Source organism: Polyangium fumosum (assembly GCF_005144585.1).
GTDB classification, from domain to species: domain Bacteria; phylum Myxococcota_A; class Polyangia; order Polyangiales; family Polyangiaceae; genus Polyangium; species Polyangium fumosum.
The window spans coordinates 1-17,975 of record NZ_SSMQ01000024.1 but is presented as its reverse complement, the minus strand read 5'-3'; the positions used below and the strand labels follow the sequence as shown (position 1 = coordinate 17,975).

16 protein-coding genes are annotated in these 17,975 nt (G+C 68.5%); 6 read left to right on the top strand and 10 right to left on the bottom strand.

Annotation, left to right across the window (positions count from 1 at the left end; all coding sequences use genetic code 11):
* Positions 1–18: 18 nt before the first annotated feature.
* Positions 19–2,283, top strand: coding sequence for a DUF2169 family type VI secretion system accessory protein (locus E8A74_RS22840; RefSeq protein WP_136931171.1), 2,265 nt, complete (start codon positions 19–21; stop codon positions 2,281–2,283).
* 3 nt (positions 2,284–2,286) lie between these two features.
* Here the strand turns inward: E8A74_RS22840 and E8A74_RS22835 are convergent, their stop codons facing one another.
* The 8 genes from E8A74_RS22835 to E8A74_RS22800 all read right to left on the bottom strand — a co-directional run bounded on the left by E8A74_RS22835 (position 2,287) and on the right by E8A74_RS22800 (position 9,672).
* Complete coding sequence (locus E8A74_RS22835) at positions 2,287–2,607, bottom strand: hypothetical protein (protein ID WP_136931170.1); 321 nt, start codon at positions 2,605–2,607, stop codon at positions 2,287–2,289.
* A gap of 32 nt (positions 2,608–2,639) precedes the next feature.
* Positions 2,640–3,833, bottom strand: coding sequence for a PAAR domain-containing protein (locus E8A74_RS22830; protein ID WP_136931169.1), 1,194 nt, complete (start codon positions 3,831–3,833; stop codon positions 2,640–2,642).
* A 21-nt stretch (positions 3,834–3,854) separates the two neighbouring features.
* Entirely contained in the window at positions 3,855–4,289 is a 435-nt protein-coding gene (locus E8A74_RS22825; protein WP_136931168.1) for a DcrB-related protein, read from the bottom strand.
* Entirely contained in the window at positions 4,286–4,708 is a 423-nt protein-coding gene (locus E8A74_RS22820) for a DcrB-related protein (RefSeq protein ID WP_136931167.1), read from the bottom strand. Before E8A74_RS22820 ends, E8A74_RS22825 begins: the two co-directional genes overlap by 4 nt.
* A gap of 8 nt (positions 4,709–4,716) precedes the next feature.
* Positions 4,717–5,667 (bottom strand): AAA family ATPase, encoded by a 951-nt coding sequence (locus E8A74_RS22815; protein ID WP_136931166.1) that lies wholly within the window; start codon positions 5,665–5,667, stop codon positions 4,717–4,719.
* A gap of 14 nt (positions 5,668–5,681) precedes the next feature.
* Positions 5,682–7,559, bottom strand: a complete 1,878-nt coding sequence (locus E8A74_RS22810) for a type VI secretion system Vgr family protein (protein ID WP_136931165.1) — start codon at positions 7,557–7,559, stop codon at positions 5,682–5,684.
* 267 nt (positions 7,560–7,826) lie between these two features.
* Positions 7,827–8,798, bottom strand: a complete 972-nt coding sequence (locus E8A74_RS22805) for an electron transfer flavoprotein subunit alpha/FixB family protein (protein ID WP_136931164.1) — start codon at positions 8,796–8,798, stop codon at positions 7,827–7,829.
* A gap of 46 nt (positions 8,799–8,844) precedes the next feature.
* Positions 8,845–9,672 carry an electron transfer flavoprotein subunit beta/FixA family protein gene (locus E8A74_RS22800; protein ID WP_136931163.1) on the bottom strand — a complete coding sequence of 276 codons (828 nt, stop codon included), beginning with the start codon at positions 9,670–9,672 and terminating at the stop codon, positions 8,845–8,847.
* 121 nt (positions 9,673–9,793) lie between these two features.
* Between E8A74_RS22800 and nadB the strand changes: the two genes are divergently transcribed.
* Genes nadB through E8A74_RS22785 form a run of 3 tightly spaced genes read left to right on the top strand, consistent with a single transcriptional unit; the run spans position 9,794 to position 13,418 of the window.
* A complete protein-coding gene (gene nadB / locus E8A74_RS22795) occupies positions 9,794–11,431 on the top strand; it encodes an L-aspartate oxidase (RefSeq protein WP_232379702.1) in 1,638 nt (545 codons plus the stop codon).
* On the top strand, positions 11,431–12,309 hold the full coding sequence (locus tag E8A74_RS22790; protein ID WP_136931161.1) for a CPBP family intramembrane glutamic endopeptidase: 879 nt from the start codon (positions 11,431–11,433) through the stop codon (positions 12,307–12,309). The genes nadB and E8A74_RS22790 overlap by 1 nt, the downstream gene beginning before the upstream one ends.
* Positions 12,306–13,418 (top strand): patatin-like phospholipase family protein, encoded by a 1,113-nt coding sequence (locus tag E8A74_RS22785; RefSeq protein ID WP_232379701.1) that lies wholly within the window; start codon positions 12,306–12,308, stop codon positions 13,416–13,418. Before E8A74_RS22790 ends, E8A74_RS22785 begins: the two co-directional genes overlap by 4 nt.
* 7 nt (positions 13,419–13,425) lie before the next feature.
* Here E8A74_RS22785 and E8A74_RS22780 read toward each other — a convergent pair whose 3' ends face one another.
* Positions 13,426–13,860: an STAS/SEC14 domain-containing protein gene (locus tag E8A74_RS22780; RefSeq protein ID WP_136931160.1), complete on the bottom strand. Its 435-nt coding sequence runs from the start codon at positions 13,858–13,860 to the stop codon at positions 13,426–13,428.
* 223 nt (positions 13,861–14,083) lie between these two features.
* On the opposite strand from E8A74_RS22780, the gene E8A74_RS22775 reads away from it, so the two are divergent.
* The gene (locus tag E8A74_RS22775; RefSeq protein ID WP_136931159.1) at positions 14,084–14,854 is read left to right on the top strand and encodes a DNA-directed RNA polymerase; all 771 of its coding nucleotides are present in this window, start codon (positions 14,084–14,086) and stop codon (positions 14,852–14,854) included.
* Between the two features lies 1 nt (position 14,855).
* On the opposite strand, the gene E8A74_RS22770 is transcribed toward E8A74_RS22775, so the two are convergent.
* Positions 14,856–16,322 carry a 5'-methylthioadenosine/S-adenosylhomocysteine nucleosidase family protein gene (locus tag E8A74_RS22770; RefSeq protein WP_136931158.1) on the bottom strand — a complete coding sequence of 489 codons (1,467 nt, stop codon included), beginning with the start codon at positions 16,320–16,322 and terminating at the stop codon, positions 14,856–14,858.
* A gap of 83 nt (positions 16,323–16,405) precedes the next feature.
* Here E8A74_RS22770 and E8A74_RS22765 point away from each other — a divergent pair, with 83 nt between their 5' ends.
* A complete protein-coding gene (locus E8A74_RS22765) occupies positions 16,406–17,800 on the top strand; it encodes an SIR2 family protein (protein ID WP_170229299.1) in 1,395 nt (464 codons plus the stop codon).
* Positions 17,801–17,975: the final 175 nt, after the last annotated feature.

Genomic DNA, 17,975 nt, shown 5'->3' with positions numbered 1-17,975 from the left:
GGAATAGGTTCAATCACGATGGACGTAGAATCAACCTGCCCGCTCCGCGTCGCCGCGCGGGTCTGGACCTCGGCGCACGGCGCCCCGTTGCTCACGGTCGCGTGCAAAGCCACCTACGTCCTCCTCCCGGGGACGTCGCAGCTCGCCCCCGAGCAAGAAGCGCTCAACGAGGACGATAACTACTGGGACGACGATCCCGCGCGTAGCCTCTATGCGCCGAGCGAGCTCGCGCCTTACAAACCCTGCGCCGACATCGTGCTCGTCGGGTATGCCTTCGCGCCCGGCCGCGTCCCCACGACGTCCTTTCACGTGCGCATGATCGTGGGAGACGTCGACAAATCGATCGAGGTTGCGAGCGACCGCGTGTGGGCGGCGGACGGGACGCTCCAGGACGGCAGCCGCGTGGCGCGAATGCCCCTCCGTTACGAGCGCGCGAGCGGCGGCCCGGGGACGTGGAATCCCGTCGGCGTGCGCTGCGCCGGTCCGCCCGACGCCTACGGAAGGTTGCCCCTGCCGAACCTCTTGCCGCCCGGAAAGACCCCGATGCGCCGCGGTGATTTCGTCGAGCCGATCGGGTTCGGGCCCCTTGCGCCGACGTGGCCCTCGCGCATGGAGAAGCTCGGGCCTTATGCAGGCGTCTGGGATTCTCGGCGCTGGTACGAGCGACCCCTGCCCGAGGGATTCGACGCGTCGTTCTTCAACGTGGCGCCGCGGGATCAGAATGTGAGCGAGCTGCGGGACAATGAGCGCATCGTGCTCGAAAACCTGCACCCCGAGCACGAGCGCCTTTCGACCAGCTTGCCGGGGCTCCGGCCCCGCGCCGTGGCGGAGCGCGCCCCCGGCCGGCGCGAAGAGATTGCCCTCACGGCCGATTCCATGTGGATCGACACCGGGCGTGGCCTCTGCACCTTGGTGTGGCGCGGCCGGCTGAACCTCGCGCATCCCCGCGAGCCCGGTCGGATCACGGTGAGCCTCGACGAAGCGCGTGGCCCCGCGTCCAGCGCGTCGGTCCCGTCCGCCGCATCCGCCCCGCCCATGAGCGAGAAACCGAGGCGGCCCCTCACCATGACCATCGACCCCACGGAGACGACGCACGTTCGTCCCCTGGAGCCCTCGCGGCAGGTGATGCCGTTCATGATGCAGCAGCCCGTGGTCGAGGCCCCCCCGGCCGGCGCGCCCGTTCGTCCGGGCAGCGCCCTCGCGGGTCTGCCCTTCGCGTCGTTGTCGGCCGCGTCCCCGCCCGCCCAGGCGGCCCCGCCCATGCAAGCGCCTCCGCCGAGCGCGCCTCTGCCCGTCCAGGCGCCTCCGCCGATGCAGGCGCCTCCGCCGAGCGCGCCCCCGGCGTTCTGGCCCGTGCCCTCGCTGGAGCAACCGGCCGCGAAGGTCTCGATCGGGCAGCGGGTCGTCGCCGAGAGCGTGCCGCCGTCGCCGTCGTCGTCCGAGGTCGTCCCCGAGCCGGTCGCGCCGCCCGCGTACCGCGCGTCGCGCGTCTCGCCGAACGATCCGTACATCGACCTGCTCTGGTTCGACAAAACCGCGCCGAAGCGCGTGCGCGCGCAGGCGAGCTTCGCGGAGGAGCTGCGCGACCCGAGCGAGAGCGGCGCGTGGCTCACGCTCGACGACACGCAGCAGCCGAAGCAGGAGATCAAGGATCGTCGCGACGTCGTGCGTGTCCTTCGGCGCGTCACGCCGGTCGACGGCGACGGCGTGATGCGCGCGATGGCGGAGGCCATTGACGAGGAGGGCGCGCTCACGCCGCCGCTCGTGGTGGTCACCGGCGAGGTGCAGCTCTTTTTCAACGAGGTGCAGACGCTCAAGGCGACGATCGCGGTGACGTCGCCGCTCGCGGGCGCGGACAAACGGCTGCGCGAGACGCTCGACGCCGCGAACGAGCTCGTGCAATCGGACTGGAAGTGCACCGCGCTCGCGGCCGACGGCATGACGAGCCGGCTGCGCGAGGCGTTCGTGCAGGCCAATCGAACGTTGCCGAGCAACTTCCTCGACCAGAACATCGAGCGCGTGTTGCTCGAACAGCGCAGCTATCAGAAGCGCATGATCCTGGGAGAGAAGCGCATCCGCGCGGCCCTCGTGCCCGAGGGCTCGTCCACGCCGATCCCTTGTTATCTCTCGGAGGAGCTCGAAGCGAAGCTGCCGCTCTTTCAGCGTTTCCGCGCCGCGGTCATCGCCGAGGCGCGCGGGCAGCAGGATCAATACGAGACGAACCCGCTCGCGCTCGTGGCCCTGGCGCTGGGGCGTGTGCTCGGTATGCCGGGCCGGCGCTGAGGGTCAGGGGGGGTAGGGGATCGTCCGCCGCGCCGAGGTGCGCAGGTTGACGAGCGTGATCGTGTCGGCCTGGTCGCGGTAATAATGGTCGGATAACTCGCCCAGGACGACGTCGACGATGAGGCGGACCGCCTCGGCGTCGTCGAGGCCGTCGACGAGGATCTCGTAGGTGCATTCGAGCACGCGATCACGTGGTTCGAGGACGGGGATCTTGATCACGTCGACGGACAGGGGCTCGCCGCCCGCCTTTTCGAGGCGGGAGATCACGTGGTATCCGGGCGGCGGCACTTCGGCGTACGCGCCTTCGTAAATGGGTCGGGTCATCGTGGGGTTTTCGTGGGAGGGGGGCGCGCCGCTCAGGGGCGCCGTTTGTACCTGCCCGCGGCAGGGTCGTAAAAATAGTTGTCCGGGTTTTGCCGGGCGTACGGTGGTGGATTGCCTCCTTGCGCCATGCGCTCGCTGATCGACTGGCCGCCCTGCGGGATAGCCCTCGGCGGCGTGGGCGGCACATTGGGCGCGTCGACGCGCGGGGCGGTGGGAAGATCGGGCGTATCGACGCGCGGGGCCGTGGGCAGATCGGGCGTGCCGGCACGCGGGGCGGTGGGCAGATCGGGCGTGCCGCCGCGCGGGCCGGTGGGCAGACTGGGCGCGCCGCCGCGCCCAGGCCGGGCGAGCCAGCCCGACCGGCCGAGCGTCCCGGTCTCGTAGAATGTGCGGACCCACGGGTTCAGGCCGCCGTACGTCTCGGCGAGCCAGAGCCCCCCATCACCCAGCGCCAAGCCGACATCCCAGCGCTGGGAGCTCGTCAGGGATCGAAGCGCCGGGAGGAAACCCTTGATGCCCTGCGTGAAGAGCACCCGGACCGCGCCGATCCCGGAGATGATGCCCAGAAGGACGCCGGCCTTGTCGATGAACGCCATCCACTCCCGGAACTTCTCGGAGATCTCGGGCCGCTTCGGAAGGAGCTGGATCCTCGGGCCGCCGATCCGGACGGTCTTGCACCCCTGGACGATCTTGCCGCTGCACTCGGTCTCGTCCGTCTCGCGCGCGGCGTTGAATCCCTCGATGTAGACGGTCTTGCTCCCGTCGGCGATCCGCGCGTCCCCGTGGTCGCTGCGCGAAAAGCTGTAAATGCCGAGGCCGATCATCCCGAGGGGGCCGAGGAGCGCGGCGACGACCACCTTGCCCGGCGTGACGGGAGGATCCCCACACGCGAGTTTGTCGTAGGCCCTCGCCGCCGGGGGACAACCCTGCCCGATGAAGACGGTCTTCGCGCCTTCCTTGATGACCCCGGATATCGATTTGGATTTTTGCCCTATCCACTCGCCGAAGGAGAACCCCGCAACGGCACCCGTACACGCCATGGCCGCCGCCCCGATCACCGCGAACGCCACGGCGGCGAGTCCACCGGTGGCGACCGTGAGGATCCCCGCGACGCCAATGGCCACGCCGATGGCCAGGCCCATCGCGATCCCCGTGATCGCGCCGAGCAAGGCGTTCGAGTGTTCGATCGGGTCTCCGACACGTGCAGCAGGCGGGGGACCGGACATGGGGTTCTCCTCGTCTCGTCGTCAGCGTCCTTCGTCCAGAATCGGCCTCACCCTCACGGTCGCGAGCAGCCGCGCGAGTTCTTTCGAACAAGCCTCCTCGACGCGCGCCAGGCTCGCGGCCGTGAAGGTGACGAATTTCCCGCGCACGACGAGCGTGACTTGTTGCTGGAACATCTCGTTCTTCCCGTCGCGGAACGTCGAGCGAACCGAGAGCGCCCGCAGGCCCGCGACCACGCGTTCGTCCCGGCCCTTCTCCTCGAACCACGGCATGCGCTGCGAGAGGTCCTTGACCTGGCTGCTCACGAAATCGTCGAGCGTGCGCCCATTTTGATCCGCGCGCGAGACGAGCACCTTGAACTCGTCCACGCTCGGCTCGGGCCCGAGCACGTTCAAGGAGCGGTCGAACCACCCGCTCGGCAGCGGAAACACCGCCTGGTCGATCGTGTACTCGCTCATTGTTTTCGGAACTTGATGCCGGAGAGCATCTGCTCGAGATAAGCGTCACACTGGGGCGCGAGCTTCACGACGCTCGACGCGGTGAAGACCAGGACCTCGCCATAATAAGGCACGTAGACCTGGTGCTGATACATCGTCCCGCCTTGCACGGGCCATTGAATGCGGGCCTCGAGGCCCGAGAGGGGCCCCACCATGCGCTCCCGCTGGCCGAGGATGTTGAGCTTGGGCACGCTCTTGGAGATCTCCTTGAGCTTCCCGAGCACGAAGGGCCGAAGCTCCGCGTCCCCGAGCGGGTCCCGCGTGACCACGATGTTGAAGGGGACGCGGTCGCCGGGCGCGCTGACGAAGATGTTCACGGAGCGGTCGCTCCATTCATCCGGCACGTCGAAGAGCAGCTCGTCGGTATGGTACGTGCGCACGCCTCACCTCACCCCATCGGAAGGACGAGCGCCTCCGGGTTGCCAGCGACGAGCCCCGGCGATCCGGTCGCGATGATGAGCTGGTTGTCGAGCCCGAGCCGCGCGAGCGCCGCGACAAACGCGCCGACTTCGGGCTCGGGGATGTGCAGCTCCGGCGTATCGACGAGGACGAGCGAACCCTCGATCCCGGAGCGCAGAAACGTCACCACGAAGAGGAGCGCCTGCCGCTCGCTGTCGGAGAGCTCGTCCGGGCCGACGACCCCGCCGCGCGCATCGACGAAGCGCGGCACGAGCGCTCGTCCGGCCTGCTCGACCCCCGCGAGTGTCCGTGTCCGGCAGAGCTTCGCGAACGCGTCCGCGAGCCGCTCGGCGCCCCGCTTGCTGCCCTGGTCGTGAAGGCCGAGGCTCGCCTCGGCGACGTACTGCGGGACGAGCGCGTACTTGGCGTCGTCCCGCGTGAGCCGCGCGAGCCGTTCGCCCTCGGGGATGCCGATCGTGGCCATGCTGGGCGCGCCTCCGCGCGGGATGCGGCGGCTCGCGTGGAAATACTCGACCTTGCTCACGCCGGGATCGACGTCGTATTCGCCGAGGAGCGCGACGAGCGAGGGATCGTGATCGATGGACGAGAAGAGGTTGGGCGCGAAGATCGACTCGCTGGACAGCTCCGAGCCCGTCGCGCCGACGCGCGCCCGCTCTTCTTGCGTGAGCACCCAATCGACGCGCACCTTCGCCGCGGCATCGCCGGGGCGGATGAAGGCGCTCGGAGAGCGCTTGAGCCCATAGGGCCCCACGTCCTCTTTGGCCGCGACGATCGCTTCGAGCAGGCTCGTCTTGCCCGACCCTGAAGGCCCCGTCACCACAACCAAGTCGGCGGGGGCGCCCGTCCTCGGGGACGTGAAATCGAACGCGCGGTCCGGCAGGCCGCGGAAGCCGTTCGTGAGGAGTCGCTTGATCTTCATCGCGTGTTCCGCGCCTATTCGCCTTCGTTCGGATTGATGAACACCTTGGGCCCCTGGATCACGATGCCCTCGGGGGTGATCCGAATGAAGGAATTGTCCCCGACCTTCAGGATGATCTGCTCGTCGCTCTCGATGAACGTCGTCTGCTTCGACTTGTGGTAGGCGAAGCCCTCGACCGCGGTCTGGATGATGTTCTTCGTGACGGCGTGCGTCTGGCTCTGGAGCACGGCCACGGTCCGGTCGAGCCCGACGACCTGCGTCTGGAACGCGGTGACGACCTCGAGGTCGTTCGCGAGCACGAACGTCGAGCGGTTGCGGCGCACCGTCGTGGTCTGGTCGTTCTTGACGAGCGTGTTCATGTCGCGCTCGGCCTGGATGCGCACCTGCTCCTTGCCCGCGGAGTCCTCGAACATGAGCTCGTTGTAGCCGCCGGTGGCGGTGGTCGAATTGCTCTTCCAGCCGCTCTGCGTCTTGTTGTCCGGCAGCTTGTACGGGACCTTCTGGAGGTTCGTATAGACGCGCCCGATGATCACCGGGCGATCGGGATCCCCCCCGAGGAAATCGACGATCACCTCCTGCCCGACGCGCGGGATGTTCATCCCGCCATAGCCCGCGCCGCCCCACGGGTGGCTCACGTGGATCCAGCAGGAGCTCTTGTCGTCCATCTGGCTCTCGCGGTCCCAGTGGAAATGGACCCGGACGCGACCGAACTCGTCGCAATGGATCTCCTCGCCGGGCGGGCCCACCACGGTGGCGCTCTCGACGCCGACCGCCTTGGGCTTTGGCGTCGTCATGGGCGGCCGGTAGGGCGCTTCGGTGCGGCGCGCTTCGCACGCGTGGTGCCAGTCGCCATTGGGCGTGCCCGCGAGGAGGGATTCGACGAGGAGCAAGTTTTTCCCCGCGGCGAGATCCCCGCGCGGATGATCCGCGAAGGTCACGACCACGCCCGGCGCGAGGTCGTGGACGTTCGTCTCGAAGGAAATGACGTTGCCGCTGCTCCGCTTGGCGGCGAGGCGTTTTTCGGCGAGCCCGGCCGCCTCGGCCTCGTCCGTGCGCGTCTTGCCTCTGTCGTCCGCGTTGGGCGTGTCGTCGCCGCGGTCGGCGCCGAACAGGAACGCGCCCGGCGTGTAGTGGAATCGTTCGAGCCGCTCCTCGATGCTCACCTTCGGCGCAGCGGCGCTCGCCGCGAGCTTGTACGAGGGCGGGCGGCGATAGTCGTGGTCCCGCATCGTGTACTTGCCGGGGCGCACCCGCTGCCCGACGCGGACGTTCGTCACGTGCTCGCGGTCGGCCACGGTGGGGTTGTCCCGGAACGAGATCGTCGGGCGGGGCGCGTTCGTGTGGGGCGCGTCGGCGAGCACGAGCTTCGTCTCGTCGCCGCTCTGCATGAAGTAGAAAGAGATGCCCGCGTCCTCGAGCATGCGGCTGATGAAGGCGTAATCCGACTCGGCGTACTGGACGCGGTACTTGCGCTTCTTGTACGCCCCTTTGTCGATCTTGAGCTCGGGCTCGATGCCCCACTCGGAGAGGACCTTGAGCACGATGTCGGGCTCCGAGATCTGCTGGAACATGCGGTAATTGCGTCGCTGCGTCAGGAGCCACAGCGTGGGCACGATGTTCAGCCGGTAGGTCGAGAGCCCCCGCTCCTCGACGCGGACCTGCGAGAGATCGTTGCAGATGCCCGACCAGAACCGGACCTGCGTGCCCCCGACGCCGCTGTAGAGGAGGAAGCGCGCCGGCTGCCCCACGACGGCGTTGAAATCGACGTCCGGGTTTTCACACACGGCGTGGAGCGTGACGTCGAAAATCGAGGACATCCGCTGGTGAATCGTGAACTCCCGGACGTCGAATACATCGCCCGAGCTGACCGTGACCTCGAGGTTGCCGCCCATGGTGTCGACTCCGTGGCGCGAGAGAAACAGGTGGAGGCGCGACGTGCCCCACGCGTCAATCTATTCCAATTTCGAGCACGCACATAGTCTTCTCTGCACGAGTTCGTAGGTGCACAAACGAAAGAAAGCCCCGAGGGTACCATCGGTTCGTAGGTGCACAAACGAAAGAAGAGCGGAGGACGCCTACAGGTTCGTAGGTACACAAACGAAAAAAGCCCCCTCTCCGCGGGGAGAGGGGGCCTTCAGGAGCCCGGGAGCTGGTTTCGGTCAGCCCTTCGCGGCCTGGATGCCCTTCACGAGCTCCGGCACCGTCGCGAACAGGTCCGCGACGAGGCCGTAATCCGCGACCTGGAAGATCGGCGCGTCGGCGTCCTTGTTGATCGCCACGATCACCTTCGAGCCCTTCATGCCCGCGAGGTGCTGGATCGCGCCCGAGATGCCGATCGCGAAGTAGAGCTGCGGCGCCACGATCTTGCCCGTCTGGCCGACCTGCAGATCGCTCGGCGCATACCCCGCGTCGCAGGCCGCGCGGCTCGCGCCCACGGCCGCGCCGAGCACGTCGGCGAGCGGGTCGAGCACCTGGTTGAACTTCTCCTTCAGCGCGCGGCCGCCCGACACCACGACACGCGCCTCCGTCAGCTCCGGACGCGCGCTCTTCACCTGGTCGAACGAGACGAACTCCACGCGCTCCGCCGCCTTGCTCGGGCCCGCGTACGCGACCGTCTCCACCGCCGACGGGCCGCCCGTGGGCTCCGCCGCGGCGAACGCGCTCTGGCGCACGCTCACCACCTGGATCGGCGTCGTGATCGAGCTGATCCCGAACGCGTTGCCCGCGAACATCGGCCGCTTGTACTTGAGCTTGCCGCCGTCCGCGATGACCTCCGTGATGTCGCTCGCGTAGCCCGCGCCGAGGCGCGCCGCGACGCGCGGGAGCAGGTCCTTGCCGTAGGCGCTCGCCGTGCCCACGACGACGGCGTAGCCCTTGCCGACCGCGGCCACCGTCGGCGCGTAGCGCTCGGCGAGGTAGTTCTTCAGCGACGCGTCCTCGACCACGAGGATCTTCGCCGCGCCAAAGCCCTGCGCCTCGGCCGCCGCCTTCCCGGCGCCGTCGCCGATCACCAGGAGCGAGAACGTCCCGCCGATCGTCGCCGCCGCCTTCTGCGCGAACGTGATCGCCGAGTGGGTGGTCTTCTTGAGCTTGCCCTCGGCAACCTCCGCCACAACGAGAACGTCAGCCATTCTGATTCCTCTTCTCCGAAATGGGGGTGTTTGTCCTAGAGGGTCCTCAGAGGACCTTCGCTTCGTTCTTGAGCTTCGAGACGAGCTCGCTCACGTCCTTGACCTTGATGCCGGCCTTGCGCGCCGGGGGCGCCGCGAAGCCGTGGTACGAAACCTTCAGCGCCTGATCCGGCGCGAGGTCCGCGAGCTTCACCTCGACGAGCGGCTTCTTCTTCGCCGCCATGATCGCCGGCAGCGCCGCGAAGCGCACGCCGTCGTTGTACTTGTGGGTCGCCGGCGTCTTCGTCGAGTACACGCTCGTCGGCGCCACGATGCGCAGATCGACCGTCACCACGGCCGGCAGCTTCACGCGCAGCGTCGACACGCCGCCGTCGACCTCGCGACCGACGAGCAGCGCGCCCGCCTCCTCGCGGATCGTCGCGGCGAACGTCGCCATCGGCCAGTCGAGCAGCTCCGCGAGGATCTGCCCCACCTGGTTCGAATCGCCGTCGACCGCCTGCTTGCCCATCAGCACGACGTCCGGCTTCTCCTTCTCGACGAGCGCCTTCAGCGCCCGCGCGACGAGATCACCGTCGAGTTTGTCGTCGGCCGCGTCCACGCGGATCGCCTTGTCGGCGCCCGTCGCCAGCGCGGCGCGCAGCGTCGTCTCCGTCTCCTTCGGGCCGAACGTCACCACGACGACCTCACCGGCACGAACCTTCGGCTGCGTACCGTTTTCCGTGAGCCGCAGGGCGGCCTCGAGGGCGTACTCGTCGAAGGGGTTCGGCTTCCACTCGAGCCCGGTGGTGTCGATCTTCTCTCCCGAGGCAGGGATCTTCACCTTGTTGGCGTTGTCCGGGTCGGCGACGCGCTTGAGAGCAACGAGGATCTTCACGGTTCGGGAGGCTCCTTTCGGCGGCCAAGGGTCGGGCCCAACAGGACGCGCGCGCCCGCCAGGCGCGTGCCTCATGACAGCGTTGTCGTTGTGCGTCAAGGAGCCTGCTACCCTGCCGCCCGTGGCCGTCACGACCGATTTTCTCGTCATCGGCAGCGGGATCGCTGGCCTGACCTTCGCCCTCGACATCGCCGAACACGGTGAGGTCGTGGTCGTCACCAAACGCAGCAGCGAGGAGTCGAACACCCGGTGGGCGCAGGGCGGCATCGCCGCCGTCATCTCGCCCGAAGACACCTTCGACGCGCACATCAAGGACACGCTCGTCGCCGGCGCTGGCCTCTGCCACGACGTCGTCGTCGACATCTGCGTCCGCGAAGGACCCGATCGGATCCGCGAGCTCATGGACCGCGGCGCGCGCTTCGACCGTGAAAAAGACGGCTCGATCGCCCTCGCCCGCGAGGGCGGGCACAGCGCGCGGCGTGTCCTGCACGTCGCGGACGCGACCGGCTTCGAGGTCGAGCGCGCGCTGCTCGAGCGCTGCCGCGCGCACCCGAACATCCGCATCCTCGAGCACCACATGGCGATCGACCTCATCGTCATGTCGCGTTTCGGCGGTCCCGACGTCTGCGTCGGCGCGTACGTGCTCAACATGGCCACGCGCTCGGACGGCGAGGACGACGCGAAGAGCCACCTCGTCGAGACGTACCTCGCGCGCGCCACGATCCTCGCCTCGGGCGGGGCGGGCAAGGTCTACCTCTACACCTCGAACCCCGACGTCGCGACGGGCGACGGCATCGCGATGGCGTACCGGGCAGGCGCCGAGATCGCGAACATGGAGTTCTACCAGTTCCACCCGACCTGCCTCTACCACCCGCAGGCGAAGAGCTTTCTCATCACCGAGGCGCTGCGCGGCGAGGGCGCGATCCTCCGCTTGCCCGACGGCACGCCGTTCATGGCGAACCACGACCCGCGCAAGGAGCTCGCGCCGCGCGACATCGTCGCCCGCGCCATCGACTTCGAGATGAAGCGCACGGGCAGCGAGTTCGTCCTGCTCGACATCACGCACAAGCCCGCGAACTTCGTCTGTAATCACTTCCCCACGATCTACGCCGAGTGTCTGCGCTTCGGGATCGACATCACCTCGCAGCCGATCCCCGTCGTCCCCGCGGCGCACTACCTCTGCGGCGGCATCAGCACCGACCTCCACGGCCGCACCACGATCCCCGGCCTCTGGGCCGTCGGCGAGTGCGCGTGCACGGGCCTGCACGGCGCCAACCGCCTCGCCTCGAACTCGCTCCTCGAAGGCCTCGTCTTCGGCCACCGCGCCGCCGTGCGCCTCGCGAGCACGATGGGCGAGCTCTGCAAGAGCCCGTTCCCCGAGGTCCCCGAGTGGCAGATCGGCGACGCCGTCCCGAGCGACGAGGAGGTCGTGGTCACGCACAACTGGGACGAGCTCCGCCGCACCATGTGGAACTACGTCGGCATCGTCCGCTCGAACGCGCGCCTGCGCCGCGCCGCTCGCCGCATCGCCCTCTTGCAGGACGAGATCCGCGAGTATTACTGGCGCCACCTCGTGACGCGCGACCTCCTCGAGCTCCGCAACATCGCCACCGTCGCCGAGCTCATCGTCGGCTGCGCGGCTGCGCGCCACGAGAGCCGCGGCTTGCACGCGACGATCGATTATCCGCAGACGAACGATCGGTTCGCCGCGGACATCGTGGTCAAGCGAGGCGTCGTGCCTCATCTTCGAGGTCGTTGATGGATCCGAACGACGACGACCGCCCGAGCAGCCCGCTCGTACCGCCCGCCGAGCGCGGCGAGCGCTCGATGAGTTACCTCAGCGCCGCGGGGTTCGCGGTCGGCACGACGTTCCTCTACATCTTTTTCCTGTCGCTCATCGGCTCGATCCGCGGCGGCGGGGAGGGCCGCTTGGACCTCGTCACGAGCTTCGGCTGCCAGCTCGTCTCCACGCTCCTCGCGCTCTTCTTGATCCTGCAGCTCCACGCGCCGGACAAATCGATCCGCGACTACCTCGGCGTGCGCGCGACGCACCGCGGCTTCTTCCCGCTCGCGGCGATGCTCGGCATGGCCGTGCAGATCCCGGCGAACGCGCTCTACGACATCATTGTCAAGCGCTGGCCCACGGGGCAGCCGCGCGAGGAGATGCTCCAGGAGGAGCTCGCGGGCGGCGTGCCGAAGCGCGTCCTCTTCTTCGTCATCCTCGTGCTCGCCGGCCCGCTCATCGAGGAGGTCTTCTTCCGCGGCGCGCTCTTCCGCCCGCTCCGTCGCCGTTACGACGCGCTCGGGACGATCCTCGCGACGAGCACCTTCTTCGCGTTCGCGCACCTCGAGTGGCAGCTCGTCTTGCCCATCGGCATCGTCGGCCTCTCGCTCGGCTTGCTCCGCAGCGCGAGCGGCTCGCTCCTGCCGAGCTTCGTCATGCACGGGCTCTTCAACGGCATTACCCTCGGCTCCGTGTACTCGCGCTCCCCCACGGAAATCGCGGACTCCGCGCCGATCCCGCTCTCCGTGACGATCGGCGGATCTGCCGTCACCCTCGTCTTGCTGGGCCTCGTCTACCTCCTCGGAAAAAAGTCCGAGGTGGCGCGCGAGGCCCGAGAAAAGGACGTAGCGTGAGCGACGCGCCCCGTTCCTCCCACGAACCTCCGAAGACCGCCCTCTGCTTGCCCGGCGGAGGCCTGACCGGCGCGCTCTACCAGATCGGCGCGCTCGCCGCGCTCGCCGACGGCGTGCGTGGCGTCGACGGGCAGAGTTTTTCCCTCTACCTCGGACAATCGAGCGGCGCGAGTGTCGCGGCTGCGCTCGCCGGCGGCATCCCCGTCGATCGCCTCTACCGCGCGCTGCTCGATCCGGTCGACAACTTCTTCCCGCTCGAACGCAGCCACGTCTTCCGCATGGACATCGACGAGTGGCGCCGCGCGCTCTCGACCTCCTGGGTCGCGATTCGCCACGCCCTCGCGCGGCTCTCGTCGAGCCGCGACCCCGTCTCGCCCGCCGCGCCGGGCCACCTCTACCTGTGGGAGCAGATCGATCGCCTCGCCGACTCGCTCCCCGCCGGCTTCTTCACGCTCGACCGGTACGAGCGGTTCCTCGCCGAGTTTTTCCTTCGCCGCGGCATCCCGAACGCGTTCCGCGCCATGCCGCGCCCCTTGCGCATTCCCACGTACGACGTCGACTGCGGCGATCGCATCCTCTTCGGCGCCGAGGGGCACGAGGACATCCCGGTCTCGCTCGCGTGCGCCGCGTCGCTCGCGCTCCCGCCCTTCTTTTCGCCGATCCGCATCGGGGATCGGCACTACATCGACGGCGGCCTTGGCGACGTCGCGCACCTCGACGTCGCGGCCGAGGCGGGCGTCGAGTTTGCCGTCGTCGTGAACCCCATGGTGCCCGTCTCCGTCGCGCATCGCGCCGTCCCCACGGGGCACGGCGTGCGGCAGAGCGTGCGCGACAAGGGCTTGTTCTGGGTGATGAACCAGGCCATGCGCATCGGCACGCACGCGCGGCTCGCGCAGAACGTCGAGCAGATCCAGCAGAAGACCGGCATGCACGTCCTCGTCCTCGAACCCGAGCCGACGGACGTCCTGCTCTTCCTGCACAACCCTTCGAACCTCGCCGCGCGCCGCGCCATCCTCGAATACGCGTACCGCACGACGCGCGAGCGCATCGCCGAGTGGATGGAGAAGCGCCGCGGCGTCGTCGCGCGCCTCGGCTGGGAAGCCGCGTAGGACGCGACTAGAACGCCGACGCGAGATCGATCGGCGCGAGGTGCTGGCGCTGCGTGGCGAGCCAAGTCCGCGCTTCGCGCTCCTCGTCGAAGCAGGCCGTCCGCCGGGTTTGCCCCTGGAAGACACGCACCGCCTTGTCCATCATCGCCACGATCACGCGGAGCCGGAAGTTCGCGCGGAGCAGCGCGAGCGCGCCCACGAGCCGCGAACGTGGATCCATCGTCGCCACCTTGCGTGTCCGCGCCCCGGGATCGTTCGAGTGCGTCAGGTCGTTCATGACCAGCACCTGCCGCCCCTGCGCCACCTCTTCGAGGATGTCGTAAAACGTGAGCATGTGCTCCGGCTCCACGTCGCCGTTCCAGGCCAGCACCACGACATCGGGCGGCTCGAAGCGCACGCGATGGGCATGGCCAATGGAGAAGATGCGCGCGTCGTGTAGCAAGGCTGCTCCTCGTTGAAGCTCAAAGTTTCGCCCAGGACACCGTGCAATACGCGGGGGTGTCCAGTCCGTCAACCCGACCCTCGACCTGTCCATTCACGTCCGTCCCCGAGCTTTCGGCGCGCCTCGGGAGCTTGCCCTGTAAGCCTGGCCGGGCTGCGGACGTTCTCGAGGCATGCCGGCCCTTGAAAGCCGCCCCTCGCTGCGCTCTCCTCGGAGGATCCTGATGCTCGCCCGCCCTGCTCTCCTCGCGTCCCTCGTCCTCGTCGCGCTCTCGGGTCTCACGGGGTGCGCGAGCCTCGTTCCTTTCACCCACGAGATCCGCACCGAGCACGGGCTCACCGACGACGAGGTCAAGAACCTCCAGTTCTATAGCTCCCACGGCATCACCCTCCGCCGCGAGGTCGAGTCGGGCGGCCGCAAGATCACCCCGGGCCACAAGCTGCTGCTCATCTCGGGCAAGCAGATCGAGGAGGTCGTGATCCCGGCGAAGACCCCGGGCGTCGCCGTGAAGGTCGGCCCGCGCGCGCTCGCCGTCAGCTTCGAGCCGGGCACCTCGCTCGTGTTCACGGTGAAGGGCTCGCGCCTCGCCGGGGGTTTGGGGGCGCAGCTCGGCTTGGCCGAGCGTAGCCCCCAATTGATGAGAGACGATCGCGGGTTTTTGCGCCCCCTCGCGCTCGACCCTTCGCCCGCGTCGCCCTTCGAGCGGCGCGTGACGAACCTGCTCGGCCAGCAGTTCGCGCAGCCTCCGAACCCGTTCCCCGGCAACGACAGCGGCAATGAGCCGCTCCCCGGTTCCTCCACCGTGGCCGGCGACGACGCGAGCGGCAATTATTGGCTCGACACGGACAGCGCGGGCCGCATCTCGTTCGCGGGCAAGCTCTGGAACAGCGAAGAAGACAGCATGCAGGCGCACCTGCTCATCGATTCCGATCTCCTGGAAGAGGTCGACAAGAAGCGCAACGTCCTGCATGGCGTGAAGCTCGAACCGAAATGAGCTAACGGCTCTTCAAGAAGGGGATCGGGTGGCTGCGCAAGAGCTCCACCGTGTATCCCGCGGCCACCTCGCAGGCATAGGATCGAAAACCATCCACCCGCGGCGTGTTCTTGTTCTCGTCGGCGAGGTCCGACACGCCGCGCACCATGAAAAACTCGGGCTGACGCGCCGCCGCGAAACAAGCGCTCGCCACGCCCGCGGCCTCCATCTCCACGCCGATCAGCGTCGGCCATACATTTCGATACTCCGTGAGCACCCGCTCGACCGCGACCACCTTGTCGCCCGAAGCGATGGGCCCGAGGTGGATCCGCGGCGCGCCCTCGCCCGGACGCGGCACCGAGAGGCTCTTCGTCCACGCGTCGCCGAGCACGTTCAGCGCCGCCGCATAGAGCCGCCGTGATGCTTTGTGCACCGACCAGCGCACCTCGATCCCCTGCTCCGTGAGCTTTTGCAGCTCGTAATCGACGACCTGCTCCGAGATCAGCAGATCCCCGAGCGAGACGCTGCGCGCCGCGACGCCCCCCGCGATCCCCACGAGCACCACGTGCCGGGGCCGCCAGCGCTTGATCGCCTCGCCCGTCGCCGTCGCTGCATTCACGCGGCCCATGCCGAGCAGCGGCAGCACCACGATTCGATAGCTGCCCGACCCGTCCGTCACGGGCAAGGTCGCCCGGAAATAGACGTGCACGTCGTCCTTGCGCGGCACGACCCGCTCGAAGCCGGGCAGGCGCCGCAAAAGCGCGTCGCGCTCCTCGGGCAGCGCCGTCACCAGCAAAAAATCGACCCGCTCGGGCTTCGTTTTCGACGTGCTCTTCGGCTGCCGCGGCCCCTTCGGGCGATCCGTGGCGGTGACGGGCCGCCGGCCCGAGAGCTCCTCCGTGATGAGATCCAGCAGCCGCTCGGCGACGTCGTCGGCCTCTTCGCGCGTCGTGATCGGCGTATCGAGCGCGGCGACCTGCGCCCGCGTCACGCGCCGGTGGAGACCGAGCCCCTGAAAATCGGCCATGATCTCGTCGAATGCCTTCTTCGCGTCGCCGCCCGTGGACGGCAGCGGAAACACGGGCACCTGCTCATTGCGCGCGGTTTGGTAGGTCTTGTACGTCCCGCCGAGGCCACCGATGAGGACCACGGCTTGCGCGCGCCGCACGCTCTCGACCCATTCGGGGACCCCTTTCTCCACGTACACCACGTCGCCGCCGAAAAAGGAGGGCTCGTCGGGGCGCGGGACGATTTGCTTGAGCCGCGTGGAGAGCGGCATCCCGAGGGCCTGGAGCTCGCCGGCGAAGGCCATCGTCGCGGCCTTGTCCACGCCGTTCCAGCCGCACGTCACGAGCCCGGCGCCGCTGTGCGCCAGCGCCCGCCCGATCGCTTGTGCCGTGAGCTCCTCCGTCCTGGGCAACGGCGCTTTGCGCGAACCCGTGCCCGCGACCTGCACCCACATCTCCTGCCCTTGCGCGGCGTCACTCATGGATGCGGAGTCTACCAGGCGCGGCGCCTCGGGTGTACGCTGAGCAAACGCGCGGCGCGTGCCGGGCGCGGAGGAGCCGGAGCATGGATCAGGGCCTCAGCGATTTCCTGCGAGATTACGTCGACGCCCTCGAACGCGGGAGCGCGGCCCTCTTCGTCGGCGCGGGATTGTCGATGGCGACCGGCCTGCCGGGCTGGGGCAAGCTGCTCGAAGGCATGGCGCGCGAGATTGGGCTCGACGTCGGCAAAGAGCACGACCTCGTCTCGCTCAGCCAATACTACGTCAATCGGTACGCCGGCAACCGCACGCACCTCGAATCCCTCGTCCGGCGCACGTTCGATCGTGACGTGGCCATCCCGGACAACCACCGGATCCTGGCGCGCCTGCCGATTGGCCACGTCTGGACCACGAACTACGACGAGATCCTCGAAGGCGCGTGGCGGGAGGCGGGCAAGGTCTTCGACGTGAAATCGCGCAGCCGCGACCTCACGACCTCGGACCCCGAGGCCGACGCGTTGCTCTTCAAGATGCACGGCACGGCCTCGCAGCCGGACGCGATCGTCCTGACGAAAGACGATTACGAGCGGTATGCGCGCACGCGGCCCGCCTTTTTGCAGATCCTCGAGAGTGACCTCACGACACGCACGTTCCTGTTCCTCGGACTCAGCTTCACGGATCCGAACCTCGGGCACGTCCTCTCCGCGCTGCGCCGCTCCTTCGAAGACGGCCCGCGCCAGCATTACACGATTCTCAGGCGCCCCTCGGACCCGTACGATGCGCAGCGGTTCGCGCACCTCGTCACGGACTTGCACCGATATGGCATTCGCGCGCTCGTGGTCGACGATTTTGCCGGCATCACGGAGATCCTGCGCAAACTGGAGCGGCGCCGGGCGCAGCGCAGCGTGTTCGTGTCGGGCAGCTTTCCCGAGGACGGGGACGAAAAAGAGCGCGCGTTCGTCGCGTCGATCGCGCGCGGCGTGGGGCGCATCGTGGGCTCGAAGAATATGCAGCTCGTGACGGGGCTCGGGCGGGTCGTGGGCAGCGCCGCGGTCACGGGGCTCGTCGAGGCGCTCGACGGCCGAACGGCCGCGGCCATTTCGAGGCGGCTCGTGGTGCGCCCGGTCCGCGAGGTCGTCCCGCCCGGCGCGTCGCTGGAGGCGTGGAAGAAAAAGTCGCGCGAGGACCTGATCGTGCAATCGGGCGTGATGATCGTCATCGGAGGATTGCGGCGCGGCGTGCCGGCGCCCGGCGTGCTGGAAGAGTTCGAGATCGCAAAGGCGCAAGGCCTCGTGGTCCTGCCCATCGCGGCGACGGGGCACGCGGCGCGGGCGATTCACGAGGCCATGCGCGCAGATCCCGGGGCGCATCTCCCCGCAGAAATCGACGCCGCCTCATTCGAGGCGCTCGGCGCGGAGACGAAGGACGAGGGCGCGATCCTCGCAGCGATCGAGCGTTGCCTCGGCCGGCTCGCGACGTAAAGCTTCGGGGTGGATTTCGAGGGCGCTCGCGCCCTACGATGCCCGGCGTGGTGCGTCGTGAGGAGATCGACCAAACGGCCGGGACACCGGTTCGAGGGTCGGTCTTGCGCTGCACGTCTCCAACGGGTGAGAGTCCCGTCCGGGTAAGCGCCGGAGCGCCCGGTAGCAGGCCCCA

Excerpts from the sequence above, each read along its gene's own strand:
- E8A74_RS22765 (WP_170229299.1), top strand. The coding sequence starts at position 16,406 with ATGGATCAGGGCCTCAGCGATTTCCTGCGAGATTACGTCGACGCCCTC.
- E8A74_RS22835 (WP_136931170.1), bottom strand. The coding sequence starts at position 2,607 with ATGACCCGACCCATTTACGAAGGCGCGTACGCCGAAGTGCCGCCGCCC.
- E8A74_RS22805 (WP_136931164.1), bottom strand. The coding sequence starts at position 8,798 with ATGGCTGACGTTCTCGTTGTGGCGGAGGTTGCCGAGGGCAAGCTCAAG.
- E8A74_RS22770 (WP_136931158.1), bottom strand. The coding sequence starts at position 16,322 with ATGAGTGACGCCGCGCAAGGGCAGGAGATGTGGGTGCAGGTCGCGGGC.
- E8A74_RS22830 (WP_136931169.1), bottom strand. The coding sequence starts at position 3,833 with ATGTCCGGTCCCCCGCCTGCTGCACGTGTCGGAGACCCGATCGAACAC.
- E8A74_RS22775 (WP_136931159.1), top strand. The coding sequence starts at position 14,084 with ATGCTCGCCCGCCCTGCTCTCCTCGCGTCCCTCGTCCTCGTCGCGCTC.
- E8A74_RS22815 (WP_136931166.1), bottom strand. The coding sequence starts at position 5,667 with ATGAAGATCAAGCGACTCCTCACGAACGGCTTCCGCGGCCTGCCGGAC.
- E8A74_RS22840 (WP_136931171.1), top strand. The coding sequence starts at position 19 with ATGGACGTAGAATCAACCTGCCCGCTCCGCGTCGCCGCGCGGGTCTGG.
- E8A74_RS22790 (WP_136931161.1), top strand. The coding sequence starts at position 11,431 with ATGGATCCGAACGACGACGACCGCCCGAGCAGCCCGCTCGTACCGCCC.
- E8A74_RS22810 (WP_136931165.1), bottom strand. The coding sequence starts at position 7,559 with ATGGGCGGCAACCTCGAGGTCACGGTCAGCTCGGGCGATGTATTCGAC.
- E8A74_RS22825 (WP_136931168.1), bottom strand. The coding sequence starts at position 4,289 with ATGAGCGAGTACACGATCGACCAGGCGGTGTTTCCGCTGCCGAGCGGG.